The 26,771-nt window shown below is 35.4% G+C and carries 20 protein-coding genes, 1 pseudogene and 1 riboswitch; of the genes and pseudogenes, 15 read left to right on the top strand and 6 right to left on the bottom strand.

The genetic code is table 11. The annotated features are described in order from the left end of the window. Positions 1 to 32: 32 nt before the first annotated feature. The 4 genes and pseudogenes from AC4BBX_RS03320 to AC4BBX_RS03305 form a co-directional block, all read left to right on the top strand. Positions 33 to 575: pseudogene (locus tag AC4BBX_RS03320) on the top strand (family 4 glycosyl hydrolase); the annotation flags it as partial. Continuing rightward, the gene (locus AC4BBX_RS03315; protein WP_490455750.1) at positions 552 to 1,496 is read left to right on the top strand and encodes a family 4 glycosyl hydrolase; all 945 of its coding nucleotides are present in this window, start codon (positions 552 to 554) and stop codon (positions 1,494 to 1,496) included. The pseudogene AC4BBX_RS03320 and the gene AC4BBX_RS03315, both read left to right, overlap by 24 nt. Before the next feature lie 16 nt (positions 1,497 to 1,512). After that, entirely contained in the window at positions 1,513 to 2,781 is a 1,269-nt protein-coding gene (locus tag AC4BBX_RS03310) for a glycoside hydrolase family 27 protein (protein ID WP_490455053.1), read from the top strand. Between the two features lie 488 nt (positions 2,782 to 3,269). Continuing rightward, a complete protein-coding gene (locus AC4BBX_RS03305; protein ID WP_490455052.1) occupies positions 3,270 to 4,352 on the top strand; it encodes a GntR family transcriptional regulator in 1,083 nt (360 codons plus the stop codon). A gap of 25 nt (positions 4,353 to 4,377) precedes the next feature. Here AC4BBX_RS03305 and AC4BBX_RS03300 read toward each other — a convergent pair whose 3' ends face one another. Genes AC4BBX_RS03300 through hemW form a run of 3 tightly spaced genes read right to left on the bottom strand, consistent with a single transcriptional unit; the run spans position 4,378 to position 7,491 of the window. Then, positions 4,378 to 5,439, bottom strand: coding sequence for a CAP domain-containing protein (locus AC4BBX_RS03300; protein ID WP_490455051.1), 1,062 nt, complete (start codon positions 5,437 to 5,439; stop codon positions 4,378 to 4,380). A 60-nt stretch (positions 5,440 to 5,499) separates the two neighbouring features. Next, complete coding sequence (locus tag AC4BBX_RS03295) at positions 5,500 to 6,276, bottom strand: HAD family hydrolase (protein ID WP_490455050.1); 777 nt, start codon at positions 6,274 to 6,276, stop codon at positions 5,500 to 5,502. A gap of 57 nt (positions 6,277 to 6,333) precedes the next feature. Then, positions 6,334 to 7,491, bottom strand: coding sequence for a radical SAM family heme chaperone HemW (gene hemW / locus AC4BBX_RS03290; protein ID WP_490455049.1), 1,158 nt, complete (start codon positions 7,489 to 7,491; stop codon positions 6,334 to 6,336). A 250-nt stretch (positions 7,492 to 7,741) separates the two neighbouring features. Next, positions 7,742 to 7,804: riboswitch (Fluoride riboswitch) on the top strand. Between the two features lie 97 nt (positions 7,805 to 7,901). Here hemW and AC4BBX_RS03285 point away from each other — a divergent pair. From AC4BBX_RS03285 to AC4BBX_RS03260, 6 genes are all read left to right on the top strand, one after another. Further along, entirely contained in the window at positions 7,902 to 9,080 is a 1,179-nt protein-coding gene (locus tag AC4BBX_RS03285) for a cation:proton antiporter (protein WP_490455048.1), read from the top strand. Positions 9,081 to 9,234: 154 nt separating this feature from the next. Continuing rightward, a complete protein-coding gene (hrcA, locus tag AC4BBX_RS03280) occupies positions 9,235 to 10,269 on the top strand; it encodes a heat-inducible transcriptional repressor HrcA (RefSeq protein WP_490455047.1) in 1,035 nt (344 codons plus the stop codon). Between the two features lie 53 nt (positions 10,270 to 10,322). After that, a complete protein-coding gene (gene grpE / locus AC4BBX_RS03275; protein WP_490455046.1) occupies positions 10,323 to 10,850 on the top strand; it encodes a nucleotide exchange factor GrpE in 528 nt (175 codons plus the stop codon). A 55-nt stretch (positions 10,851 to 10,905) separates the two neighbouring features. Continuing rightward, positions 10,906 to 12,729 carry a molecular chaperone DnaK gene (gene dnaK, locus AC4BBX_RS03270; protein ID WP_490455045.1) on the top strand — a complete coding sequence of 608 codons (1,824 nt, stop codon included), beginning with the start codon at positions 10,906 to 10,908 and terminating at the stop codon, positions 12,727 to 12,729. Between the two features lie 179 nt (positions 12,730 to 12,908). Then, a complete protein-coding gene (gene dnaJ, locus AC4BBX_RS03265; RefSeq protein WP_490455044.1) occupies positions 12,909 to 14,075 on the top strand; it encodes a molecular chaperone DnaJ in 1,167 nt (388 codons plus the stop codon). 225 nt (positions 14,076 to 14,300) lie between these two features. After that, complete coding sequence (locus AC4BBX_RS03260) at positions 14,301 to 14,861, top strand: hypothetical protein (RefSeq protein ID WP_490455043.1); 561 nt, start codon at positions 14,301 to 14,303, stop codon at positions 14,859 to 14,861. A 77-nt stretch (positions 14,862 to 14,938) separates the two neighbouring features. On the opposite strand, the gene AC4BBX_RS03255 is transcribed toward AC4BBX_RS03260, so the two are convergent. Continuing rightward, on the bottom strand, positions 14,939 to 15,676 hold the full coding sequence (locus AC4BBX_RS03255; protein ID WP_490455042.1) for an amino acid ABC transporter ATP-binding protein: 738 nt from the start codon (positions 15,674 to 15,676) through the stop codon (positions 14,939 to 14,941). Between the two features lies 1 nt (position 15,677). Continuing rightward, complete coding sequence (locus AC4BBX_RS03250) at positions 15,678 to 17,828, bottom strand: amino acid ABC transporter substrate-binding protein/permease (RefSeq protein WP_490455041.1); 2,151 nt, start codon at positions 17,826 to 17,828, stop codon at positions 15,678 to 15,680. Between the two features lie 259 nt (positions 17,829 to 18,087). Between AC4BBX_RS03250 and uvrB the strand changes: the two genes are divergently transcribed. From uvrB to whiA, 5 genes are all read left to right on the top strand, one after another. Further along, on the top strand, positions 18,088 to 20,073 hold the full coding sequence (gene uvrB / locus AC4BBX_RS03245; RefSeq protein WP_490455040.1) for an excinuclease ABC subunit UvrB: 1,986 nt from the start codon (positions 18,088 to 18,090) through the stop codon (positions 20,071 to 20,073). Between the two features lie 19 nt (positions 20,074 to 20,092). After that, positions 20,093 to 22,912, top strand: coding sequence for an excinuclease ABC subunit UvrA (gene uvrA / locus AC4BBX_RS03240; protein ID WP_490455039.1), 2,820 nt, complete (start codon positions 20,093 to 20,095; stop codon positions 22,910 to 22,912). 248 nt (positions 22,913 to 23,160) lie between these two features. Next, positions 23,161 to 24,045, top strand: a complete 885-nt coding sequence (rapZ, locus tag AC4BBX_RS03235; protein ID WP_490455038.1) for an RNase adapter RapZ — start codon at positions 23,161 to 23,163, stop codon at positions 24,043 to 24,045. Then, a complete protein-coding gene (locus AC4BBX_RS03230) occupies positions 24,042 to 25,043 on the top strand; it encodes a gluconeogenesis factor YvcK family protein (protein ID WP_490455037.1) in 1,002 nt (333 codons plus the stop codon). The genes rapZ and AC4BBX_RS03230 overlap by 4 nt, the downstream gene beginning before the upstream one ends. Before the next feature lie 22 nt (positions 25,044 to 25,065). Next, positions 25,066 to 26,019, top strand: a complete 954-nt coding sequence (gene whiA, locus AC4BBX_RS03225; RefSeq protein WP_490455036.1) for a DNA-binding protein WhiA — start codon at positions 25,066 to 25,068, stop codon at positions 26,017 to 26,019. A gap of 120 nt (positions 26,020 to 26,139) precedes the next feature. Here the strand turns inward: whiA and AC4BBX_RS03220 are convergent, their stop codons facing one another. Further along, a complete protein-coding gene (locus AC4BBX_RS03220) occupies positions 26,140 to 26,652 on the bottom strand; it encodes a thioredoxin domain-containing protein (RefSeq protein WP_490455035.1) in 513 nt (170 codons plus the stop codon). Between the last annotated feature and the right edge of the window lie 119 nt (positions 26,653 to 26,771).

Genomic DNA, 26,771 nt, shown 5'->3' with positions numbered 1-26,771 from the left:
AATAAAAATAAACAAGTGAAAGGAGAATTTCGATGAGTAAAAAAATCGCGATTATCGGTGCAGGAAGTTTAGTCTTTGCTCGTTCTTTATTTACCGATTTAATGTCAGTTCCTGAATTGAGAGAGTTTGAGGTTGCTTTTACCGATATCAATCCTGATAATTTAGAAAAAACCAGGGCACTTTGTTAGAGAGATTTAGAAAAAAACGGAGTAAATAAAACGATTTATGCCATTACCAATCGTCGGGAAGCATTTAAAGACGCACGCTAAATTATCAATCTTGTGCGAATTGGCGGACTGGAAGCTTTTGAAATCGATATTGAAATTCCTTTAGCGTATGGAGTGGATCAGTGTGTTGGGGACACTCTGTGTACAGGAGGGATTATGTATGGTCAACGCGTTGTGGCGGAATCATTGGAATTTTGTCGAGACATTCGCGAAGTAGCTGAAAAAGATGCCTTGCTGTTGAATTATTCTAACCCGATGGCAATCGCCACTTGTTCTTGTAATAAATATGGTAAAGTGAAAACGGTTGGACTTTGCCATGGTGAAATTCACGGAGAATTTCAAATTGCAGAGGTATTAGGAATCCCTAGGGAAGAGCTTGATATTATCTGTGCGGGTATCAATCACCAAACTTGGTATATTTCAGTGAAACACCAAGGAAAAGAATTACTAGAAAAAATCTTACCTGGCTTTGAAGCGCATGAACGGTTTAGTCAGGAAGAAAAAGTTCGGATTGATATGTTGAAGCGATTTGATTATTATTCCACGGAAACGAACGGTCATTTATCAGAGTACGTTGTGTGGTATCGAAAACGACCCGAAGAAATTGAACATTGGATTGATACCGGTAGTTGGATTATTGGTGAAACAGGGAGATATTTAAGAGTTACTCGTGAAGAACGGAATTGGTTTGATACAGAATATCCTAATATCATAAAAGAACCAGCAAAAATTTTTGATGGCACAGAAAGAAGTTTGGAGCATTGTTCATATATTATTGAGGCCTTGGAGACAGGTAGAATATATCGTGGACATATGAATGTGATGAATGCTTCCACAATTTCCAATTACCCGCAGAGTGTAGTAGAGGTTCCGTGTTATGTTGATCGTAATGGAATACAAATACCTCGTGTTGGCGAATTACCTTTAGGTGCCGCAGCGGTATGCTCTCAATCCATTTGGGTTCAAAAATTAGCGATGGAAGCAGCAGTCCATGGTGATGAGCAATTATTAAATCAAGCTGCTTTATTGGATCCATTGACAGGAGCGGTTTGTAATCCAGCAGAAGTTTGGCAAATGATTGATGAGATGTTAGTTGCTCAAGAAAAATGGTTGCCACAATACAAAGAAACAATCAAAAAAGCACAAAATAGCTTAATCAATCAAAAACAGATTCCGGCAAACAAAGATTATCATGGGGCAGTCAGAATTCGTGAATTGACCCCTGCAGAAGTTCAAGCAAATCGTGAAAGTCGAAAAATTACAGTTTAGGAAGAGGTTTTAAAAAATGAAAACACCAAAGCATTTAGAATTTGCCCAAACACCACCAATGGGATGGAATAGTTGGGATTGTTATGGAGCATCTGTACGAGAAGATGAAGTGCGTTCACATGCGGATTTTATGGCAGAGCATTTGCTAAAATACGGATGGGAATATATTGTAGTTGATATTCAGTGGTCGGAACCAGAAGCTAGCTCCACTTGGTATAATGCTTTTTATCCTTTATGTATGGATGAATATTCTCGTCTAATACCTGCTGAAAATCGTTTCCCTAGCAGTGCAAATGGTCAAGGATTTAAAGAATTAGGAGAATATATTCATAGTTTGGGATTGAAGTTTGGGATTCATATTATGCGCGGAATTCCACGTCAAGCTGTTCATCAAAATAAAGCACTTTTAGGAACAGATAAACGCGCACGTGATATCGCATTGAATAATATTTGTCCTTGGAACTCAGATATGTACGGGGTAAATATGGATATACCAGAAGGACAGCTTTATTATGATTCTATAATTGCAATGTATGCGGATTGGGGTGTTGACTTTATTAAAGTTGATGATATTGCTAACACAGTTCTCTATGGTGGTGCGCATCGTAAAGAAATTGCGGCGATTCGTAAAGCCATTGATAAAACTGGTCGCCCAATCGTACTTTCCTTATCACCAGGACCGGCACAATTGGACGATGGTTCGTTCTTACAGGAAAATGCTAATATGTGGCGTTTAACAGATGATTTCTGGGATCATTGGGATGCCTTATACAATATGTTTGATCGTTGTGAGAAATGGGCGCCATTTGTTCGTCCAGGAAATTGGCCGGATTGCGATATGTTGCCTTTAGGACATATTGGTGTAAGAGCTCATGATGGCGGTGGGGGAGATAATTGGACAAGATTTACCAAGGATGAACAATATTTGCTAATGTCATTATGGACTATTTTCCAATCACCGTTGATGTATGGAGGGACGCTACCAGATATTGATGATTTCACCTTGAGTTTATTTACAAATTCAGAAGTACTAGAGATGTATCATTCGCTTAAACAACGTCGTCAGTATTCGAGAGATGAAGAATGGGTTGTTTGGCAGGCATCAAGCGCAGAAAAAAATTATGTAGCTTTCTTTAATGTAAGTGATAAAACACTAGAGTTACCAATAGACAAATGGTTAGCGTTCATAGATTCAAAGATGGTTCGAGACCTATGGAAAAAAGAAGACATTCAATTAAGTCAACAAACGGTTAATTCTCATGGAGTTCTATTGGTAGCTTATTAATTTAGTTAAAAAGAGAAAAAGCATGTAAGAGGCTTTTTCTCTTTTTATTTGACTGAATCTATTCAGTGTAATAAAAGTTTTAATGGTTCAGATGAATCGTTAGGCTAAAATGAAGAACAAAATGGTTTGCCGATCAATGACTTAGATCTATTTGATAACTTGCCTCTCATCTAGGGTAACTGAAACAATAAAAACTGCACTATCATCGTGAAAAGGAGCCGATGTGAACGATTGTAATGTAACTCTTGAAATAATTACAGGTTGAAGCGTTGTTGCAGACTACAGACTCTAGTTGACTCCTCGGTCGACAAAAGCAGACTTCGTTGTGTTGTGTAGCAAATAGCTTAAAAAGATACCCACGAATGGTAACAAATTAGACGAACTATTTTTTAGATTTTATTTTTAAATAAGTTCTTTTCTATCGAATTATGATAAAATAAAATCAATAAACTTGTTCGTACAGATTTTAGAAGAGAGGTTCGAGATGTATGGTTTCAAAATATCAACTTATTGCAAATGAAATAAGAAATAATATTCTTTTAAAAACATACAAGATAAATCAAGCAATTCCTTCTGAACTGCAATTGCAAAAGGAATATGAAGTAAGTAGACACACCATTCGTCAAGCAATTTCAGTATTAGTAAATGAGGGGTATCTGAGAAAAGAGAAGGGTTCGGGTACGTATGTAGATGATAAATTTCAACAAAATGATGTTAAGCAAATAGAGAATAAAACGATTGGTGTCATTACGACGTATTTGTCTGACTATATTTTTCCTTCAATTATTAGAGGAATTGAGAAAACATTAAGCGAGAAAGGTTATTCATTATTATTAGCTAGTACCAATAATGATTATGCGCAAGAAAAAAATTGTTTGGAAAAAATGCTCCGTCAAAATGTAAAAGGATTAATTATTGAGCCAACGAAGAGTAATCAATATAATCCGAATTTATCTTTTTATGCTCAATTAAAAGAAAAAGAGATCCCATTAGTGATGATCAATGCTAAGTATGAGGAACTAAATGCTCCAGTCATTTGTGTGGATGACGTCAAAGGAGGATTTCTAGCGACAGAACTACTGATAAACAATGGGCACAAAGAACTTTTATTACTTACGAAACTAGATGATTTGCAGGGGAAATATCGCTTGAAAGGTTTTATTCAAGCGTGTGAAAAATATAAAATCAACTTTTCAAATGAAGATATTTTTTCTTATACGACTGAGACGAAAGAGGAAGTTCTCCAAAAATTAGAAAAGTATATTCAGAAAAATCCGAAAAAAACAGGAATTATTTGCTACAATGATCAAGTGGCGCATGAATTATGTAATGAACTGAGCCTGCATGGTATCGAAATTCCAGAAAATTTATCCATTGTAGGAAACGATAATTCAGTTTTAAAGACAGTTGGGCAAACGGTATTGAGTACTTTAGAACACCCAAAAGAAGAGATGGGCATAGCAGCAGCTGATTGGATTATTCAGGCTATTGAAAAAAGAAAAGAGCCAGCCGAAATTCTATACACGCCAAGTATTGTTGCAGGAAATTCGGTAAGGAAAATAATAAGTTAAAAGCGACCAGAACTTGGTCGCTTTTTCATTGATAAAATAGTTCTGTAAAATAAGGATGCTCTTCACTGTTAAAACTGACACCAACTCCTAGATTGGAAAAGTCAGGATACAAGATATTTTTTCGATGCCCTTCGGAATTTAATAAACCTTGATGGGCAAAAATGCTACTTGTTTGGCCGTAAGCTAAATTTTCTCCGGCAAGTTGGTAAAAAATTCCATCGGCTACCATGCGGTCAAAGGGCGATTGTCCATCAAGGTTGGTATGGTCAAAAAAATCATTTGTTGCCATATCTTGACTATGCGCTAGAGCTGTAAGACTTGCTGTATCGGACCATTCCAAAATAGAAAGGTTTCTCTTCGCACGACTAGCATTTGTCAAATCAAAAAGAGTTCTTGCAAAATCATCTGCTAAGTGTTCGGATGAAGTTACATATAAATAATCTTTACTCAGCTCAAGTGCATCATTAATTAGTTGAACTGCAGTAATTTTTTCGTTTTCGTGTAAATCATAGAAAAAAGTAATGTAGTAATTGTCGAGATGGAAGACATCATATTCCCCTTTACTGTCAAGTAAGTAATTAACAAAACCTTTGCGAATTGCTGTTTCCGGTTCGCCTAAGATAGAACGGATGTTTCCTTTGGTTGTTTCAAATGAAATCTCAGTGGTTGAGGACAGTAATGCTTGATTTGTATAGAGTGCCTGTACTGTTTGGTTCTGATCATAGGCAACCATAAAAAAATCTTGATAATTCTGATGGTAAGTAGACCAAAAAGTACCATATTCATTTTGGTAGCTAGCTTTTTCGGTACCATTTAGCTCTTCAACTGTTACTCGATTATCACCAATTCCAATGTTAGCAATTGAAAAGGTTTGTGACTTGCTAGGAGGTACCCTAGTTTCAGATTCAGATACAGTTTCTTTCGAATAGCTTGTTTCTGATTCGGAAGAGTTTGTTAATTCAGAAAAATAATGTTGTGTAAAAGAGAACGTTGCTAGCAAGGGTTCTTTCCAAATGGGATAAGTATAAATTAAAGAGCCAATTACTATTATTCGAAGAAGCCATTTTCTGAGATTTTTGATACGCATCCTCTCCTTAACTAAATTTAGGTAGGCATAAGCAAGGCAAAGCAATTCATAAATTGAGTATTATTTATGAGCATCTACTATAGGTAGAATTTCCTTTAATGAAGAAACTTCATAGGTAGGTAAGACTTTTTCCGGAATAATTCCGTGATGATTAATCCAAATATTTTTAATTTCAGAGTGATTCGCACCTAATATATCAGTCATTAAATTATCACCAACCATGATAACTTCCTCAGGTAAAACATTAGCTTTATTTAGAGCAAATTCAAAAATTTTAGGATCAGGTTTTCCATAACCTACATCTCCGGAAATCACAATATGATCGAAATAGGTTTTGATTTCAGGGGTAATCGTTAATTTTAGTTGTTGTAAAGAAGGAGAGCCATTTGTCAATAAAAGCAGCTGATAATTTCCTTTCAATTTGTCTAGAACTTGGAAAGTTTCTTCATAGACAAATGGATATTTTTGACGATTTAGGACAAATTTTTCTGCTAACGTTTCTCCTAAGGCTGGATTGTCAATTCCACAAGCTTTTAAACCGTTACTCCAAGCCATTTTTTGGTAATCAGGCATTAATTGGTACATCTCCTGAAATATTTTCCCACTATCGTTAAAAGTACCCCAAAGGCCCTCGAAGGGATTGATTCCTATCATTTGAGTGAAAGGATAGGTTGGATAACTTTGGTAGAGTTTGGTGGCTTCTTGACGAACGGCCATTTCCAGTTGCTCTGTGTCTAAATTTTTTACTAATTTACAAGTTTCTACAAAGGCTACTTTAATACTTTGTTTATCCCATAAAAGTGTATCATCTAAATCGAAAAAAATAGTTGTAATCATAAAGTGACTCCTTATTGGATTGATTTTGTCTAGTATAGCAAGATTAAAGAGTTAAGCCTAGTTTTTTGGCAGTAAAAATTTTTCAAAAACCTCGTTTCCAACAAATAATCCTTTTTGAGTAAGACGAACACAATCATTATCCACTATTAACCATTTGTTTTGAATGAGTTCTGGGAGAAAAGGACCATATATCTCCATAAAATCAATATTAAATTTTTCTGAGAATTTTTTTTGAGAGATACCTTTCAGTTTTCTTAAACCTAAAAACATTTCTTCTTCCATTTGATTTTTCAGAGATAGTTCTTCTGTTTCTGCAGTTGGTAAATGATTTTCTCGAAGAGGGCGTAGATAATGTTGGATTGGTCCAAAATTTTTGTAACGAGTATTTCCTAAATAACCGCTAGCGCCTGCGCCAAAACCATAATAATTTTCATTATTCCAATAAACTAAATTATGTTGAGATTCTTTACCAGGTGTTGCAAAGTTACTAATCTCATATTGTTGATGCCCAGCTTTTGCCATGGCTTCAATGGCTTCTTCGAACATTCTGGTTTCCACTTCTTGGGAAGGAAGTTCTAAACGACCTTGACGAACCCAATTCATAAACATGGTTTTATTTTCTAAAATAAGAGAATACATGGAATAGTGAGGGAGACCTAAATCGATTGCTCGATGTAGTGTATCACGGAAATCTTCCAATGTTTGTCCGGGCAAGGCATAAATTAAATCAATACTCACATTATCAAATTGATTTTTTTCTAATAAGCGAACGGTCTCGTAAACATCTTCAGCAGTATGTTTACGACCGATTTTTTTTAATAGGCGATTATTAAAGGTCTGTACGCCCATCGAAAGACGATTAATTCCGTGATTTTTCATCACTTGTAATTTGTCTTCTGTTAAATCTCCAGGATTGGCTTCAACAGTGAACTCTTTCGTTGTATTTGTTGGCATTAAACGGTGAATACCCGCTAACAGGGTATCTAGTTGGTTTGCTGATAAGGAAGTGGGTGTACCCCCACCAATGTAAATTGTTTCAGCAATATCTACAGGGTGTTGTTGAGTAGTCAATTCAATCTCTTTTAATAGTAGCTGAATGTATTCATCAACAGGTTGTCCTTCTAGAAATACCTTGTTAAAATCGCAATAATAACAGATATGTTCACAAAAAGGAATGTGGATATATGCGGATGTTTTTCTTTTATTTTCAGTCATCTGTGTAACCTCCGACACACAGTGTAACACAAAGTATTCAAATAAATAAATCATATTGTTACTATTTATTTTTAATAGTTCCAAATTCAAAAAAGTAAAGTTGAGGTGAAAGAAGTACGCCGTCTTTATAGGCTTTATTTTCTTCTGTAGGATTAGTAGGAGGTCGTTCATTTGGATAGTAAAGAGGATTAATATTTTATAGTAGTTGAGAAAAATTCCAGTTGTTCAGAAATTCTAAAAATGGTATGATTAATGGGATAGGGATGGTGTTCCCCTATAACCGCCAGAAATGGCTGATGACGCCTACTATATACAAGAGTTTATTTGGTGTACTTTCGTACGCTAAATGGATTTTTGTGTGTAGTAGGCTTTTTTGTGTTCAAAATTCTAAAAATGATAGGTGGATAAAAATGTTAGTTAGTATTGGATTGATTCTATTTTTAGGAGTTGTGATAGATCAAATATGTAAAAAAAGTAAAATTCCCAGTTTAGTTGGTTTTATTATTTTAGGAATTATTTTGGGACCATCAGGATTTAATCTTTTAGATTCGACTATTTTAGCTATTTCAGCAGATATTAGACAAATTATTTTAATTATTATTTTGACGCGAGCGGGATTATCGTTAAATCTCAAAGATTTAAAAAAAGTAGGCAGACCGGCAGTGTTGTTAAGTTTTTTACCTGCTACATTTGAAATTATTGGAACAATGATCTTTGCACCCATTTTTTTGGGAATTTCAATACTGGAAGCAGCTTTGTTGGGAGCAATATTAGGGGCAGTATCCCCGGCGGTAGTCGTTCCTAGAATGATCACGCTAATTCAAGAAAAATATGGGACACAAAAAAGAATTCCTCAATTGTTATTAGCTGGATCTTCAGTAGATGATATTTATGGATTAGTTTTATTTTACTCTTTTTTAGCTCTGCTTCAAAGTGGACAATTTCATGTTTTGTCGTTGCTAGATATTCCTGTCTCTATCGTGAGTGGAATTGTCGTTGGAGTGTTAAGTGGTTATGTACTGGCAACGGTATTTAAAAGAAGTAATCTCATCCCTATAATACAAGTGCTGATTATGTTAAGTATTTCTTTGGGATTGGTAAGTATTGAAGCTATTTTTATCAATTTACCTTTTTCAGGAATACTTGCAGTTATGGCGATGGCAATTATTTTATTCAGACAACTACCCTTGGAATCAAATAACATTGCAAAAATATATAATAAATTATGGATTCCTGGGGAAATGTTTTTATTCACATTGGTAGGAGCTTCTGTTAATGTTTCTTTTACTTTTTCCGAAGGTTGGCTCCCAATTCTCGTCGTGTTACTCGCATTAATTATACGAATGTTAGGCGTGTATGTTAGTCTTATGGGAACGCAATTAAGTGCTAAAGAACAATTATTTTGTTTAATTGCTTATTCACCAAAAGCCACTGTGCAGGCGGCAATCGGTTCTATCCCATTAGCGTTAGGTCTAACTTCTGGGGAGTTAATTTTAACTGTTTCAGTTCTAGCAATCCTTATTACTGCTCCGTTTGGTGCTTTTGGTATGGATTTAAGTTATAAATATTTACTTAGCAAAGAAGAATAACTCGGAAGGAATCATATAATAATTCGATTAGCACTCTTATCTAAGGAGTGCTAATTTTTGAGTGTTTCCTCTTGACATCTCTGCTAGATGTGGTATATTTATAATCGTATTAGCACTTAGGTGTAAAGAGTGCTAATTCTAAGAGGTGATAAATTTGTTAACAGAAAGACAAGAAAATATCTTACGTCTAATCATCCAAAATTACACAAATTTAGGTCAGCCAGTTGGCTCGAAAAAATTAATGGAGGATGGGATTGAAGCAAGTTCTGCAACAATTCGCAATGAAATGAAAACTCTTGAAGAGTATGGATTTCTTGCGAAAACTCATTCATCTTCCGGTCGAGTACCATCAATTACTGGTTACCGTTATTATGTGGATCATCTGTTGACGCCTTCTCAAATTAATCGAGAAGAGATTCACTTGATTCGACACTCCTTTAATATGGAGTTTCACGAAATCAATGAGATTATTCAACAATCAGCAAATATTTTATCAACATTGACAAGCTATACTGCCATTTCTTTGGGACCGGATGTGAAAGAAAGAAAATTAACTGGTTTTAGAATTGTTCCTTTGAATAATCGACAAGTGATAGCAATTATTGTCACAGATAAAGGGAATGTCGAAAACCAAATTTTTACGATTCCAAAATATCTAAGTAGTGAAGATTTGGAAAAAATGGTTCGAATTATCAATGAAAAATTGATTGGACAACCATTACTAACGGTTTACCATCGTTTACGAACAGAAATTCCTATGATTCTTCATAAGTATTTCCAAACAACTGATGGAGTGCTGGATTTATTTGATGGTATGTTAAATCATATCTTTGAAGACAAAGTTTTTGTAGGTGGTCGTATGAATCTGCTAGATTTTGAACAAAATCAGGACGTAGAACGGTTCAAGTCAATGTATTCTTTTATGAAAAACAGTGAGAACTTGAATCAATTATTAGCACCACGAGATGGGGCCATCAAAATTAGAATAGGCTCAGAGCTTGGGGACGAAAGACTTAATAACATGAGCATAATTCAAGCCAGTTATGATATTGAAGGGCATGGTGATGGCGTTATTGCTTTACTAGGTCCGACTAGTATGCCATATTCAAAAATGTTTGGTTTGATTGATGTGTTCCGACAAGAATTAGCTTTAACACTAGCTGACTATTATCGATCATTAGATTCGTAGAGTTAGTAGTTAATTGAATAGATAGATTTTATTATAGAAAGGAAGTTAGTCCGTTGTCAGAAAAAGAAAAAGTTTCTGAAGAAGTTGAAGAACTTACGGAAGAAACGACTGTAGAAGAAACATCAGCTGTTTCTGAGGTTGAGGAATTAAAAGCTCAATTAAATGAAATGGAAGATAAGTTTTTGAGAGCTCGTGCGGAGATTGCTAATATTACAAACCGCAACCGTAACGAACGGGAAATGCTACAAAAATACCGCTCACAAGATTTAGGTAAAAAATTGCTACCAGCGATTGATAACCTAGAACGTGCGTTGCAATCAGAAGTGACGGATGAGCAAAGTATGAATTTGAAAAAAGGGGTGGAAATGGTTTTAGATAGCCTACGCCACAGCTTGAAAGAAGAAGGAATTGAAGAAATTCCAGCAATGGGAGAATACTTTGATCCTAATTTACATCAAGCAGTTCAAACGATGCCAGCTTCAGAAGAGCATCCATCAGACACTATTGTTGAAGTCTTACAAAAAGGCTATCAACTACAAGATCGTGTACTAAGACCTAGTATGGTTATTGTTGCACAATAGAATAAGTTATTTCATTGAAAAAAGATAAAACATAAAGATAAAGGAGTGCTTTAACATGAGCAAAATTATTGGTATTGACTTAGGTACAACAAATTCAGCTGTTTCTGTATTAGAAGGCGGCGAAGCAAAAATTATTACAAATCCAGAAGGAAATCGTACAACACCATCTGTCGTTTCTTTCAAAAATGGTGAAATCCAAGTTGGTGAAGTTGCTAAACGTCAAGCGGTAACTAACCCAAATACTATTTCATCTATTAAACGTCACATTGGTGAAGCTGGTTATAAAGTAGAAGTAGAAGGTAAATCTTATACTCCTCAAGAAATTTCAGCGATGATTTTACAATACATTAAAGGATTTGCTGAAGATTATTTAGGTGAATCAGTAGAAAAAGCGGTTATTACTGTACCAGCTTACTTTAATGATTCTCAACGTCAAGCAACTAAAGATGCAGGTAAAATTGCTGGTTTAGAAGTTGAACGTATCGTTAATGAACCAACTGCAGCAGCATTAGCATATGGTTTAGATAAAACAGATAAAGACGAAAAAGTTTTAGTATTTGACCTTGGTGGTGGTACATTTGACGTATCTATCCTTGAATTAGGTGATGGCGTATTTGATGTATTATCAACAGCTGGTGACAATAATTTAGGTGGGGATGACTTTGATAACAAAATCATCGATCATATGGTTGCTGAATTCAAAAAAGAAAATGGAATTGATTTAAGCAAAGATAAAATGGCGGTACAACGTCTAAAAGACGCTGCTGAAAAAGCGAAAAAAGATTTATCTGGTGTAACTAGTACACAAATTAGCTTACCATTTATCACTGCTGGAGAAGCTGGACCATTGCATTTAGAAATGACATTATCTCGTGCGAAATTTGATGAATTAACATCAGATTTAGTAGAGCGTACAAAAGTACCATTGCGTCAAGCATTAAAAGATGCGGGTGTTTCTCAATCAGAAATCGACGAAGTTATCCTAGTTGGTGGTTCTACACGTATTCCTGCAGTTGTAGATGCAGTACGTAAAGAAACAGGCAAAGAACCAAACAAATCTGTAAACCCTGATGAAGTAGTAGCAATGGGTGCTGCAATTCAAGGTGGAGTTATTACTGGTGATGTAAAAGACGTTGTTTTACTAGACGTAACACCACTTTCATTAGGTATTGAAACTATGGGTGGCGTATTTACTAAATTAATTGACCGTAATACAACAATCCCAACAAGCAAATCTCAAGTATTTTCTACAGCAGCGGATAATCAACCAGCCGTAGATATTCATGTATTACAAGGTGAACGCCCAATGGCTGCAGATAACAAAACATTAGGAAGATTCCAATTAACAGATATTCCTGCTGCACCTCGTGGTATCCCTCAAATTGAAGTAACATTTGATATCGATAAGAACGGTATCGTTAATGTTTCTGCAAAAGATCTGGGTACTCAAAAAGAACAAACAATCACTATTAAATCTTCTTCAGGTTTATCTGATGATGAAATCGAACGTATGGTCAAAGATGCCGAAGCAAATGCGGAAGCAGATAAAGCTCGTAAAGAAGAAGTTGATTTGCGTAACGATGTAGATGCTCTATTATTCAGTGTTGATAAAACATTGAAAGAATTAGAAGGCAAAGTTGACGCAGATGAAGTGAAAAAAGCTGAAGATGCTCGCGATGAATTAAAAGCAGCAGTTGAAGCAAATAACATCGAAGAAATGAAAACTAAACGTGATGCTTTAAATGAAATCGTACAAAATCTAACAGTTAAATTGTATGAACAAGCCGCTCAACAACAAGCAGAACAAGATCCAAATGCTGCTCAGGGTGGAGCAGATGATGTGGTTGATGCAGATTTTGAAGAAGTGGATAACGACTAATTCGTTGTTTGTGAAAAAGCCAAAGTCTTGCACTTTGGCTTTTTCTACTGTTTAATGATAAACATCGATAAATTTAGATGGTTATTCGATGAAATATTTTTTTTAAAATAATGTTTCTTCTTTCGTTTTTATGATAAAATACGAAAGACTGTTAAAGTAAGAAATATGGAGGGAAGCCAATGGCAACAAAACGTGATTATTACGAAGTCTTAGGGTTACAAAAAGGGGCTTCGGAGGATGAAATCAAAAAAGCGTATCGAAAGCTTTCCAAAAAATACCATCCAGACATTAACAAAGAAGCGGATGCAGAAAATAAGTTTAAAGAAGTTTCTGAAGCTTATGAGATTTTAAGTGATCCACAAAAACGAGCAGCTTATGATCAATACGGTCATGCTGGAACAGATCCGAACTATGGAGGAGCCGGTGGAGGTTTCGGTGGCTTTAATGGTGGATTTTCTGGTGCTGGTGGTTTTAGTGGTTTTGAAGATATTTTTGAGTCGTTCTTTGGTGGAGGTGGAGGACGCACGGTTAATCCGAATGCGCCACGTCAAGGGGAAGATTTACAGTACTCAATCAATTTAAAATTTGATGAAGCCATTTTTGGTGTTGAGAAAAATGTTTCCTACAAACGCGATGAAACGTGTCATACTTGTGGCGGGAATGGGGCAAAAGCTGGAACACAACCAGAAACTTGTCATAAATGTCATGGTTCAGGAAGCGTTAATGTTGAACGTCAAACACCATTAGGCCGTGTAATGAGTCGCCAAACTTGTGATGTTTGTCGCGGAACAGGGAAAGAAATTAAAGATGTATGTGAAACTTGTCATGGCACTGGTCACGAGAAGAAGACACATAGCGTAAAAGTAAACGTACCAGCAGGTGTTGAAAATGGACAACAAATGCGTTTAGCTGGCCAAGGTGAAGCTGGTAAAAACGGCGGCCCTTATGGCGATTTGTATGTTGTCTTTTATGTTGAAGAAAGTGATATCTTTGACCGAGATGGGTCTGAAATTTACTACGAATTACCATTGAATTTCGTTCAAGCAGCTTTAGGGGACGAAATTAATGTTCCAACTGTTCATGGCGATGTCAAACTTAAAGTGCCAGCAGGGACACAAACAGGTACGAAATTCCGTCTTCGCGGAAAAGGTGCACCTCGTCTACGTGGAACTGGTAATGGTGATCAACAGGTAACAGTGAAGATTATCACGCCAAGAAACTTAAGCGATGAACAAAAAGATGCCTTGCGTCAATTTGCGAAAGTTAGTGGACAACACACTACTGAACAACAGCCAGAAGGTTTTTTCGATAAAATGAAAGATGCTTTTGGTGGCAAAAAGAAATAGATACGTATAACAGAAATTCTGCTTTTGTGGGATTTCTGTTTTTTTGTTAAAAATCAGTTGTCTAAAACTATAAGGGAGTGTATGATTAACTCAATTACATAGAATACAAAATTTTGAGGAGAAAACCGTATTACGGCAAATGGAAGAGAAGAAATAAGAGATAAAAAAGTAAGAAGAAAATTCAAATTCCGTTTAAAAGGATACCCCTTATTAGCAGTTATGGTATTGGGAATTGTTTTTTTATGGGGAGTTAGGACTAAATTAAATATTATTCCACCTGTTTTTTCTTCGAGCAAAGAAACAAATAGTACACAAGTTGTTAAATCGTTAAAACAAGAAAAGGAAATTGCTTTATTAAGTTTTGGGATAGCTGATATATATGATCAAAAAAATACAGCTATGTTTTTTAACAAAAATATTTTGGGAACACAAAAAGTAACTTATATTAAGGGGGAGTTTACCACAAAATTAGGGATTGATGGGAAGAATACAACAATTGAACAAATCGATGAAAAGAAGTATACAATTGAAATTCCTCCATTTATTTTTATTGGCTTTAGCACACCAACTTTTGAAGTAGCAGTAGAAGATAATGACATGTTTAGTATGTTTACTCCGGATATTGACCAAACTGAAATGATTAATCAAATTTTAGGTTTAGAAGCGCAACAACAGTATATTGATGATTATACAGATATTTTAAGAGAATCTGCTGAAAATTTTTATAATAATATTATTGGAGCAATTGATCCAGAAGCTGAACTAGAATATGTTTATCTTGATTAATCTGATTCGTTAAACTAAAAAAGCAAAGGAACCTTAACAAAAGTGATTTTCTCACTCGAGTTAAGGTTCCATTTTTATTAAATATTCAATACTTTATCTAAGAAATCTTTGGTTCTTTCATTTTGAGGATTGCTAAAGATTTGATCTGGTGTACCATCTTCAAGAAAGTTTCCACCATCGATGAACATTACACGATTAGCTACTTCTTTTGCGAAGCCCATTTCGTGGGTTACGATGACCATTGTCATCCCTTGTTTAGCTAATTTTTTCATAACGTTCAATACATCCCCAACCATTTCAGGGTCAAGGGCTGATGTAGGTTCGTCAAACAACATAATATCAGGATTCATTGCTAATGCTCTAGCAATTGCTACACGCTGTTTTTGACCACCTGATAAGCTTCTTGGGTAACTATCTTTTTTATCAGCTAGACCAACTGTATCAAGTAATTTAATAGCTTGTGCTTCCGCCTCTTGTTTAGTCGCTCCTTTTAGATCCATCGGTGCTAAAGTGATATTTTCTAAAACAGATAGGTGAGGGAACAAGTTAAAATGTTGGAATACCATACCAATATGTTGACGAATTTGGTTAATGTTGGTATTTTTATCCATCAAATGAGCACCATCAACAATAATATCACCACTAGTTGCTTCCTCTAAAAGATTTAAGCATCGAAGAAACGTAGATTTTCCTGATCCAGAAGGACCAATGATACAGACAACATCACCTTCATGAATTGAAGTGTTAATATTGTTTAAAACAGTATTGTCTCCAAATTTCTTTACTAGATTTTCTACTAGAATTTTTTCTTTCATTCTATTTCACCTTCTTTTCTAGTACTTTAGCAAGTTTTGTTAAAGCTGTAATTACGATTAAATACATAATCGCGATAATTAAGTAAACATAAGTTGATTGCATCGTTCTTGCAACAATGATTTTACCTGTTTGTAGTAATTCAACAACACCGATAACAGAAATAATTGTTGTATCTTTCAGTGAGATAACAAACTGGTTAACGAAAGATGGGATCATAATTTTAATCGCTTGAGGTAAAACAATTTTTTGCATTGTACGATTATAGGTTAAACCAAGACTTCGAGCAGCTTCCATTTGGCCAGGTGGAACGGCATTAATCCCTCCACGAACAATTTCAGCAATATAAGCACTTGCGTTTAGAGTTAAAGTAATCACCCCTGCAGCGAAATCGGGAATGGTTATTCCGATTGCATCAGATAGTCCGAAGAAGATAAAGAAGGCAAGTACCATCATTGGAATTCCTCGAATAATATCTACATATAGGGAAGCGAAAACTCGTAGGCCTTTGATAGGAGCTACACTAAACAGTCCGAAAATAACCCCAACAATTAGCGCAAGAGCAAAGGATACTAAAGCCAATACAATAGTTTTGCCTAAACCAGTTAGCAAGATTTTGTAGTTATTGCTAATTAAACCAGATAGAGTTGATTCGTCAACTCGACTCTCAGTTTTACCATCTTGAATATAGGTATCTAAAATTTCATCATATTCTCCGGTACGTTTCATTTCAGCTAAAGCTTCATTAAACATTTCAATTAACTCAGGATTTTGTCCTTTTTTAACGGCAAATCCATATAATCCACCAGTTTCACGTTCGATTGGTGTTTCTAATTCTTGTCCTTGAAGAATTGCATATCCAAGTACAGGATAGTCATCCATAATTGCATCTACCGCACCAACACGTACAGCATCATAAAGTTGATCAGCAGCATCATAATATTTAATATTTAGACCATATTCTTCTTTGTGTTGTTCTAAAAAGTCAGCACTTTCTGTTCCAACTTTAGCACCAACCGCTTTGTTTTCTAAATCTTCATATGAAGTAATCTCAGTGTTACCTGCTTTAACCGCAAGTTGAATCCCACTTTCAAAGTAAGGTGTTGAGAAGTCAAAGGTTTCTTTTCGTTGGTCTGTAATAGTCATTCCAGCAATCATACCATCTGCTTGATTGCCTTCAACTGCTTGAACAGCTCCAGAGAAACCAATATGATTTAAACGGACATTGAAGCCTTGCATTTCAGCTGCACGCATCATTAAATCAACATCAATACCGACATAAACGTTGTCTTCATTTTGAAATTCGAAAGGAGCAAAAGCAGAATCACTAGCAATGATATATAAATCTTTGACTGGCTCGACTTTTTTCATTTCTCCGGCTTCAGACTCGTCAGCTCCTGAGGTAATATAACGAGCAACGATTTCTTCGTATTCACCAGAATCTTTTAATTTTTGTAAACCAACATTAAACATTTCAAGTAGTTCTTGGTTTTCACCTTTTTTAACAGCAAATCCATAAGAGTTTCCTGCTTGAGGTTCACCTACAAGTTTTAATTCTTCACCTTGATTAATTGCGTAACCAAGAACGGGATAATCATCAAAAATAGCATCTAATGTTCCATTTTTAATAGAACCATATAAACCAGTAGCATCATCATAATTCTTAATACTATAATCATATTCCTTTTTATTTGCTTCTAAGAAAGTAGCACTTTCCGTTCCGACTTTCGCACCAACAGTTTTTCCAGCTAAGTCTTCTAAGGATTGAATTTCCTCATCAGAAGCTCTTACGGCCATTTGGATTCCGCTATCGAAATAAGGTTCGGAGAAATCAAAGCTAAGTTTTCTTTCTTCCGTAATACTCATTCCCGCAATCATACCATCTAATTGATTTGATTGTACACCTTGAATTGATGAATCAAAACCAAGAGGACGCAAATCAACAGCAAATCCCTGGTCATCGGCAATCGCATGTAACAAGTCGATATCGATTCCCACATATTCATTGTTTTCATTTAGAAACTCAAATGGGGCGAAGGTTGTATCTGTCCCAATTCGATAAGTTGTCTCTTCTGCAGCTACTGTTTTTCCTGTAAAGAAAAACAAAGCCATCAATAATGAAAAAAATGAAATGAACGCTTTTTTTCTTTTCATGTAATAATTCCTCCTAAGTCTCAGACATTACAAAATTATATATCAAAGTTTCAGGTATAAGCAAGGATTTGGTTGAAATTTACTGAATAAACTATAATATTGAAACAGTCTATGTTACAAAATGTGACAATGTTCGCCTTTTTAGAAAGATTTTTTGCGTCCAGATAGAATAAATAGCGAAAGTATGTTCGGTGTGTTAAAATAAATAAGCAGAATAAATAAAGTTTAAATTTGAAACAAAGAAAGAGGGGACTATTCGATGATTGAACGTGATACTTCTCATCAGTTTGAATTAGTTTCAAAGTATCAACCTGCTGGAGATCAACCAGCAGCCATTCAAGAACTGACTGAAGGTGTGTTAGAAAACAAAAAAGCGCAAATTCTTTTAGGAGCAACAGGAACCGGGAAAACCTATACGATTTCTAATGTCATCCAAAATACAAATAAAGCGACTTTAATTATTGCCCATAACAAGACATTGGCGGGACAATTATATGGAGAGTTTAAAGAATTCTTTCCTAATAATTCAGTTGAATATTTTGTTAGTTATTACGATTATTATCAACCTGAAGCTTATGTTCCATCTAGTGATACCTATATAGAAAAAGATTCAAGTATCAATGATGAGATTGATAAATTGCGACATTCAGCGACCAGTGCATTACTTGAACGTAACGATGTGATTGTTGTGGCTTCTGTTTCTTGTATCTTTGGTTTGGGTTCACCCATGGAGTATCAAAAAAGTATGGTTTCTTTGCGACCAGAGATGGAAATTAGTCGTGATGAGTTATTACGTCGTTTAATTGATATTCAATTTGAGCGAAACGATATTGATTTTCAGCGGGGGCGTTTCCGAGTAAGAGGAGATGTTGTAGAGATTTTCCCAGCATCCAGAGATGAGCGTGCCCTTCGTATTGAGTTTTTTGGAGATGAAATCGAGCGTATTCGAGAAGTTGATGCATTAACTGGAGAAATTTTGATGGACACAGAATATGTTTCGATTTTTCCAGCCACTCACTTTATGACAGATGGGGATCATTTAGAACATGCGATCAATTCTATCCAAGAAGAATTAGATATGCGCTTATCAGTACTGAGAACAAATAACCAGTTATTAGAAGCTCAGCGTTTAGAACAGAGAACAAATTACGATATCGAAATGCTTAGAGAGATGGGCTACACTTCAGGAATTGAAAATTATTCACGACATATGGATGGACGTAAAGAAGGGGAACCACCTTATACTTTACTTGATTTTTTCCCAGAAGATTACTTAATTGTTATCGATGAATCCCATGTAACGATGCCTCAAGTCAGAGGAATGTATAATGGAGACCGTGCGAGAAAACAAATGTTAGTGGACTATGGTTTTCGCCTACCCTCAGCTTTAGATAATCGTCCATTACGATTAGAAGAGTTCGAAAAACATGTAAATCAAATTATTTATGTTTCCGCAACACCAGGACCTTATGAATATGAACAAACAGATATTGTTGTACAACAAATTATTCGACCGACTGGTTTATTGGATCCGTTAATTGAAGTTCGTCCAATTATGGGACAAATTGATGATTTGGTAGGAGAAATCAATGAACGAGTAGACAAAAATGAACGAGTTTTTGTTACAACGCTGACTAAAAAAATGTCTGAAGATTTAACAGATTACTTTAAGGAACTTGGTATTAAGGTGAAGTATCTTCACAGTGATATCAAAACTTTAGAGAGAACAGAAATTATTCGTGACTTACGTTTAGGAGAATTTGATGTCCTTGTTGGGATTAATTTACTTAGAGAAGGTTTGGATGTTCCAGAAGTTTCATTGGTAGCCATTTTGGATGCTGACAAAGAAGGTTTCTTGCGAAGTGAACGATCCTTAGTCCAAACAATTGGACGAGCGGCTCGTAATTCTGAAGGGAAAGTTATCATGTATGCAGATAAGATGACTGACTCTATGCAAAAAGCAATTGATGAAACCTCTCGTCGTCGAAGCATTCAAGAAGAATACAATCAAAAACACGGTATTGTACCAAAAACAATTATCAAAGAAATTCGCGACTTGATCTCAATTTCTAAAGTAGCTGAAGAGGTCGGAGATTATAAAGTAGATTCTTATGAAGATTTATCAAAAGAAGAAAAAGAACTTCTTTTAATTAAGTTAGAACAAGAAATGAGAGAGGCTGCTAAAGCGTTAGATTTTGAAAAAGCAGCGACTTTGCGAGATACTATATTAGAATTAAAAGCTTAACTAGAATAGGAGGAGAACCATGGTAAACGATAAAATTGTGATCCACGGTGCTCGTGCACATAATTTAAAAAATATTGATGTTACCATCCCTCGAGATCAGTTAGTAGTAGTTACTGGTTTATCGGGATCAGGTAAAAGTTCTTTAGCATTCGATACTTTGTATGCAGAAGGACAAAGACGCTATGTGGAAAGTTTATCTGCATATGCGAGACAGTTTTTAGGACAAATGGATAAGCCAGATGTGGATAGTATTGATGGGCTAAGTCCAGCTATTTCTATCGATCAAAAGACAACTAGTAAAAATCCGCGGTCAACAGTAGGAACAGTTACTGAAATTAACGATTATCTACGATTACTTTATGCGAGAATTGGACATCCAATTTGTCCCAATGATCATATTGAAATCACTAGTCAATCTGTGGAGCAAATGGTCGATCAAGTCTTGGAATTACCAGATAGAAGTCGAATTCAAATTTTGGCTCCAGTTGTTTCACAGAAAAAGGGTCAGCACAAGCGTGTATTTGAAATGATTCAAAGAGAAGGCTACGTCCGAGTAAGAGTAGATGGGGAAACCTATGATATCTCAGAAGCACCTGAATTAGAAAAAAATAAAAAGCATGATATTGCGATTGTAATTGACAGGATTGTTGTCAAAGAAGGCGTTCGTTCTCGATTGTTTGACTCTTTTGAAGCAGCATTGAGAATGGCTGAGGGATACGCAATTGTCGATGTAATTGGTCAAGAAGAACTTTTATTCAGTGAACATTATTCTTGTCCTTATTGCGGCTTTACCGTAGGGGAATTAGAACCAAGGCTATTTTCATTCAATGCGCCATTTGGTGCTTGTTCTGAATGTGATGGTTTAGGTATGAAATTGGAAGTAGATATTGACTTAGTTGTTCCAGACTCAAGCAAAACGCTTCGTGAAGGGGCACTCATTCCTTGGAATCCAATCAGTTCTCAATACTATCCTCAAATGCTCGAGCAAGCTTGTTCTGAATTTGGTATTGATATGGACACGCCTTTTGAAGATTTGCCTGAGGAACATCAAGAAATCGTTTTAAATGGTTCGAATGGAGAGTTGTTCCATTTTCATTATGAAAATGATTTTGGTGGAGTTCGTGATGTAGAGGTGCCTTTCGAAGGAGTTATGACGAATATCAAACGCCGTTATCATGAAACGAATAGTGATTTCACTCGAGACCAAATGCGTTTATATATGACTGAATTAACCTGTAAATCTTGTAAAGGTTATCGTTTAAATGAGCAAGCTCGTTCCGTCAAAGTAAATGGGAAACATATTGGTGAAATCAGTGAATTAGCGATTAATAAGGCAATACCTTTTATTGAAGGTTTAGAGTTGTCCGAACAAGAAGCAATGATTGCTCGTCCTGTTGTTAAAGAGGTGGACGATCGATTAAGTTTTCTTCAAAATGTCGGGCTTGATTATCTGACTTTGAGTCGTTCAGCAGGTACTTTATCTGGTGGTGAAGCCCAAAGGATTCGCTTGGCAACTCAAATTGGTTCGAATTTATCAGGAGTTCTTTATATATTAGATGAACCATCTATTGGTTTGCATCAAAGGGATAATGACCGATTATTGGATTCATTGAGAAAAATGCGGGACTTAGGAAATACACTAATTGTTGTAGAACATGATGAAGACACAATGAGAGCGGCAGATTACTTAATTGATGTTGGTCCAGGTGCTGGTCAAGCAGGTGGAGAAATTGTTGCTGCGGGTACTCCTGATGAAGTAGCAAAAAACAAAGATTCATTAACGGGACAATACCTATCAGGTAAACGAATGATTCCTGTACCGAAAGAACGACGTAAAGGAAACGGTCAAGCAATCCGTATTGTAGGAGCATCAGAAAACAATTTGAAAAATGTTTCAGTGAATTTTCCATTAGGACAATTTGTGGCTGTAACTGGAGTTTCTGGATCAGGAAAATCAACACTGGTTAATGAAATATTAAAAAAAGCTTTAGCACAAAAAATTAATCGAAATTCAAATAAACCTGGTAAGTTCAAGCAAATTACCGGTTATGAAAATATTGAAAAAATAATCGATATTGATCAAAGTCCAATTGGTCGTACTCCAAGAAGTAATCCGGCAACCTATACAAGCGTTTTTGATGATATTCGTGATTTATTTGCTCAAACAAATGAAGCTAAAATTCGTGGTTATAAAAAGGGTCGGTTTAGTTTTAATGTTAAAGGTGGTCGCTGTGAAGCTTGTAAAGGTGATGGAATTATTAAAATTGAAATGCATTTCTTACCAGATGTTTATGTTCCATGTGAAGTTTGTCATGGAAAACGATATAATTCTGAGACGTTGGAAGTGAATTATAAAGGGAAAAATATTTCAGAAATCCTAAATCTGACAGTTGAAGATGCAGTGGAATTCTTTAAACATATTCCTAAGATTAATCGGAAACTACAAACGATTGTTGATGTTGGACTTGGCTATGTTACTTTAGGACAACCAGCCACAACCTTGTCTGGTGGAGAAGCACAACGAATGAAATTAGCAAGTGAGCTTCACAAACGTTCTAATGGTAAGAGTTTTTATATTTTGGATGAGCCAACGACAGGATTGCACTCTGATGATATTGCCCGCTTATTAAAAGTTTTAGAACGACTAGTTGATGATGGAAATACAGTGTTAGTAATCGAACATAATTTAGATGTTATTAAGTCAACAGATCATGTGATTGATTTAGGTCCAGAAGGTGGCGATGGAGGCGGTACTATTTTAGCGATTGGTACACCAGAAAAAATTGCCACAGTAGCAGAAAGTTATACAGGTCGTTACTTGAAAAAGGTTTTAAAATAAAATCGTTAAATTATTGCAAAATTCTAACAAATGACTTGTCACTTGATTTTTATTTCGCTAAAATTATTATTAGGTAGAAAAAACCTCAGGGTAATTTCACCTATAAGTTCTATCCGTTCAAAGGGAAAAAAGCAGTTGGTAGTTTGACTACCGCTGCTTTTTTCTTTTTTATTTTTAATGAGAAAATGTTCGCAATGATACGCCCGGAGTGATATAATAATTTAGATGGAAAGAAAGGAGCGAATAAAATGGTTGAAAGTTTAGATTTAGTTGTAATTACAGGAATGAGTGGCGCAGGAAAAACGGTAGCTATTCAAAGTTTTGAAGATATGGGTTATTTTTGTATTGATAATATGCCACCAACTCTAGTCCCTAAATTTTGGGAATTAATTAAGGAATCAGGAAAAGTATCCAAAATTGCTTTAGTCGTTGACTTGCGATCACGCTCATTTTTTGAGGAAATTCAAAGTATGTTAGCTGAGATTGAGAATACGTCGTTTATTGATACTAGAATACTGTTTTTAGATGCCTCAGATACAGAATTGGTCTCAAGATATAAGGAAACTAGAAGAACGCATCCGTTAGCTATGGATGGTCTGGTTACGGAGGGAATTCGTAAAGAAAGAGCAATTCTGGAGGATTTAAAAACGCGAGCTTCGATTGTGATTGATACGACAAATTTAACCCCAAGACAATTAAGAGAAAAAATCAATCAAGAATTTCGTCATTCTCAAGATCGTGGATTCAGAATCGAAATGGTTTCTTTTGGTTTTAAATACGGATTACCCATTGATGCAGATATTGCAATGGATGTTCGCTTTTTGCCAAACCCCCATTACATTCCAGAATTACGTCCCTTAACAGGTCAAGATGAATCAGTTAGAGAATATGTCATGTCTTTTCCTGAAACAGAGCAATTCTATCAACAATTTATTAGTTTACTGGAAACGATTATGCCTGGATATGTAAAAGAAGGTAAAAGCAGTTTAACTATTGCAATTGGTTGTACAGGTGGACAACATCGATCGGTTGCTCTAACAGAGCGTGTAGGGAAAGCATTATCTAAAGAGTACAAGGTAAATATTACTCATCGAGATAAAGATAAACGAAAAGAAACGGTGAATCGCTCATGACTCTAAAGACGTATCGTATTAGAAAGCCAAAAGTTGTTGTTCTAGGCGGTGGAACTGGCTTACCAGTTATCTTAAGAAGTTTAAGAAACCAAGGAGTCGAGATTACCGCTATAGTAACAGTGGCTGACGATGGGGGAAGTAGTGGGGAGTTGCGAGAATCTGTCTCTACTATGACACCACCTGGAGATTTGAGAAATGTCCTAGTTTCTTTATCGGATATGCCCAAAACATACTCTGATATCTTTCAATATCGTTTCAAAAAAGAAGATAAATTTTTAGCCAATCATGCTCTAGGAAACTTAATCATTGCTGGAATATCTGAAATGCGAGGAAGTACCTATGAAGCCATTCAATTACTATCCAAAATGATGCATGTAGATGGAAAAGTCTATCCATCCTCAGACGAGCCTTTAGTTTTACATGCGGTCTTTAAAGACGGAACCACTGCTGTCGGAGAATCTAAAATTGCATTAGATCGAAAAACAATTGACCATGTTTATGTTAGAAATCATAGGGATGGTAAAGAAGCCCAAGCAGCTAAAAAAGTGGTTTCTTCTATTTTGGAAGCGGATATGATTGTTTTGGGACCGGGTAGTTTATTTACTAGCATTTTACCTAATTTAATGATTCCTGAAATAGGTCAGGCATTGCTCCAAACAAAAGCTGAAACGGTTTATATCTGCAATATTATGACTCAAAAAGGTGAGACAGAACACTTTTCCGATGCCGATCATGTGCGTGTCTTGCATAAACATTTACACCAAAAATTTATTGATACGGTTTTGGTCAATACTGAAAAAGTACCTGAAGGTTATATGGATGTTGAAACCTATGATGAATATTTAGTGCAAGTGCAATATGACTTCGCGGGATTAAGAGAAGAAGGCTGCCGAGTAGTATCAGCAGACTTTTTAGAATTAAAAGACAATGGTGTTTTTCATGATGGTGAAAAAGTTGTCGAAGAATTAATTCGAATCGTCTATGGTGCGAAAATTTAAAAAATAAGAGAGGGGGAAAAAAATGTCTTTTGCAGCGGAAGTGAAAAAAGAATTGACGGGTTTAGAGGTTCATCGTGAACATGCTAAAGCAGAATTGGCAGCTTTAATTCGCATGAATGGTTCGATTAGTTTATCGAACCATCAAATGATTTTGAATGTGCAGACGGAGAATGCAGCCATTGCTCGTCGAATTTATTCTCTACTCAAGGATCATTATGATGTACGTAGTGAATTGTTAGTACGTCGTAAAATGAAATTGAAAAAAAATAATGTGTATATTGTTCGTTTAAAACAAGAAACGCAAAAAGTTTTGGATGATTTAGGAATTATGGATGGTTTGATGTTCCACAGTCATGTATCAACTGAAATTATGGGCAATGCTCAAAAAATGCGTTCTTATTTAAGAGGAGCATTTATGGCTTCGGGTTCGATTAATAATCCTGAAACTAGTCGTTACCATTTAGAAATATATTCAATTTATGAAGAGCATAATCAAGATATTTGCGATATATTAAACTTTTATGGCTTAAATGCTCGAACATTGAGTCGTCGTAATGGCTATATTTCTTATTTAAAAGGAGCCGAACATATTGCTGATTTTTTAACTTTAATTGGTGCAACAAACTCCATGCTTCGTTTTGAAGATGTTCGGATTGTTCGAGATATGCGGAACTCTGTTAATCGATTGGTCAATTGTGAAACTGCGAATATGAATAAAACTATTGATGCAGCTTCTAAACAGATTGAGAATATCGAATACATTGAAGACCGTGTAGGCTTAGAAGCTTTGCCAGAAAAACTTCAAGAAATTGCTGAATTACGTTTGGAACATCCAGAAGTTAGTTTGAAAGAATTGGGAGAGATGATTCCATCAGGAGTGATATCTAAATCAGGAATCAATCATCGAATTCGAAAAATCAATGAATTTGCTGATCATCTACGTGAAGGTGAATTAAAAAGATCTAACCAAATTTAAAATAATAAAATATTCGAATGATACAAGAGTGCCCAGAAAATCAATTAGTTTCTGGATACGACTTCACTTATCATTCGAATATATTTTTTGTTTAGCGTATAACACTATATAACTTAATAGTTAATTTAGGTAATTTTTAAGAGTTTCTTCATCAATGCTTTCATCAAAGATGTGTTCATCAATAATGATTGTAGGAACAAATTTGATATTTGCTCTTTCTGTTTCAGCAACAATTTGTTCTGCATAATCTAGATGATTGTGCTGTTTTAAACCGAGTTTATTCTGTGCAAATTCCGCTACTTCTTCTAGTGAGAGATGTGCCCATTGATCTTGGGTTTGAAAGATTCTACTAATATCAGTTAATGCCTGTTTACCATCACCTGTTGTAACATATCGATGCATAACATTGCCCCTTTGTAAGGACTCTTTTGGTCGATCAACGAGTTTAATGACACGTTGAATTTTTTCCGTAGCAACTGCTTCGTTTAGTAAGTCGTGATAGGTCTCAAACCACTGTTTACAATAAGGACAGCGTAGATTTAAAAATTCTAATAGCACTTTGTCCGAATTGTTTCCAAACTTAATTCCCAATTTTTCACTTGTTTCTGAGGCTTTGATAACAGAAATATCCATACATAGTTCCTCCTAAAAGTTTTTAGTTACCTTTATTTTAACGAAAATTTTGTTTTATTCCAAGCATTTATCTCAAGATGAAAAATAAAAATAAGACCTGACTGTTTAGAAAAGATGCT

The organism is Enterococcus sp. AMC1157 (assembly GCF_058216555.1).
This window is presented reverse-complemented; position numbering and strand designations above follow the sequence as displayed.

Bases quoted from the DNA above. Each gene is read 5' to 3' on its own strand.
- AC4BBX_RS03305 (WP_490455052.1), top strand. From the start codon at position 3,270: ATGGTTTCAAAATATCAACTTATTGCAAATGAAATAAGAAATAATATT.
- uvrA (WP_490455039.1), top strand. From the start codon at position 20,093: ATGGTAAACGATAAAATTGTGATCCACGGTGCTCGTGCACATAATTTA.
- AC4BBX_RS03300 (WP_490455051.1), bottom strand. From the start codon at position 5,439: ATGCGTATCAAAAATCTCAGAAAATGGCTTCTTCGAATAATAGTAATT.
- AC4BBX_RS03285 (WP_490455048.1), top strand. From the start codon at position 7,902: ATGTTAGTTAGTATTGGATTGATTCTATTTTTAGGAGTTGTGATAGAT.
- AC4BBX_RS03295 (WP_490455050.1), bottom strand. From the start codon at position 6,276: ATGATTACAACTATTTTTTTCGATTTAGATGATACACTTTTATGGGAT.
- rapZ (WP_490455038.1), top strand. From the start codon at position 23,161: ATGGTTGAAAGTTTAGATTTAGTTGTAATTACAGGAATGAGTGGCGCA.
- dnaJ (WP_490455044.1), top strand. From the start codon at position 12,909: ATGGCAACAAAACGTGATTATTACGAAGTCTTAGGGTTACAAAAAGGG.
- dnaK (WP_490455045.1), top strand. From the start codon at position 10,906: ATGAGCAAAATTATTGGTATTGACTTAGGTACAACAAATTCAGCTGTT.
- AC4BBX_RS03310 (WP_490455053.1), top strand. From the start codon at position 1,513: ATGAAAACACCAAAGCATTTAGAATTTGCCCAAACACCACCAATGGGA.
- AC4BBX_RS03220 (WP_490455035.1), bottom strand. From the start codon at position 26,652: ATGGATATTTCTGTTATCAAAGCCTCAGAAACAAGTGAAAAATTGGGA.
- AC4BBX_RS03250 (WP_490455041.1), bottom strand. From the start codon at position 17,828: ATGAAAAGAAAAAAAGCGTTCATTTCATTTTTTTCATTATTGATGGCT.
- hemW (WP_490455049.1), bottom strand. From the start codon at position 7,491: ATGACTGAAAATAAAAGAAAAACATCCGCATATATCCACATTCCTTTT.
- uvrB (WP_490455040.1), top strand. From the start codon at position 18,088: ATGATTGAACGTGATACTTCTCATCAGTTTGAATTAGTTTCAAAGTAT.
- AC4BBX_RS03255 (WP_490455042.1), bottom strand. From the start codon at position 15,676: ATGAAAGAAAAAATTCTAGTAGAAAATCTAGTAAAGAAATTTGGAGAC.
- whiA (WP_490455036.1), top strand. From the start codon at position 25,066: ATGTCTTTTGCAGCGGAAGTGAAAAAAGAATTGACGGGTTTAGAGGTT.
- AC4BBX_RS03230 (WP_490455037.1), top strand. From the start codon at position 24,042: ATGACTCTAAAGACGTATCGTATTAGAAAGCCAAAAGTTGTTGTTCTA.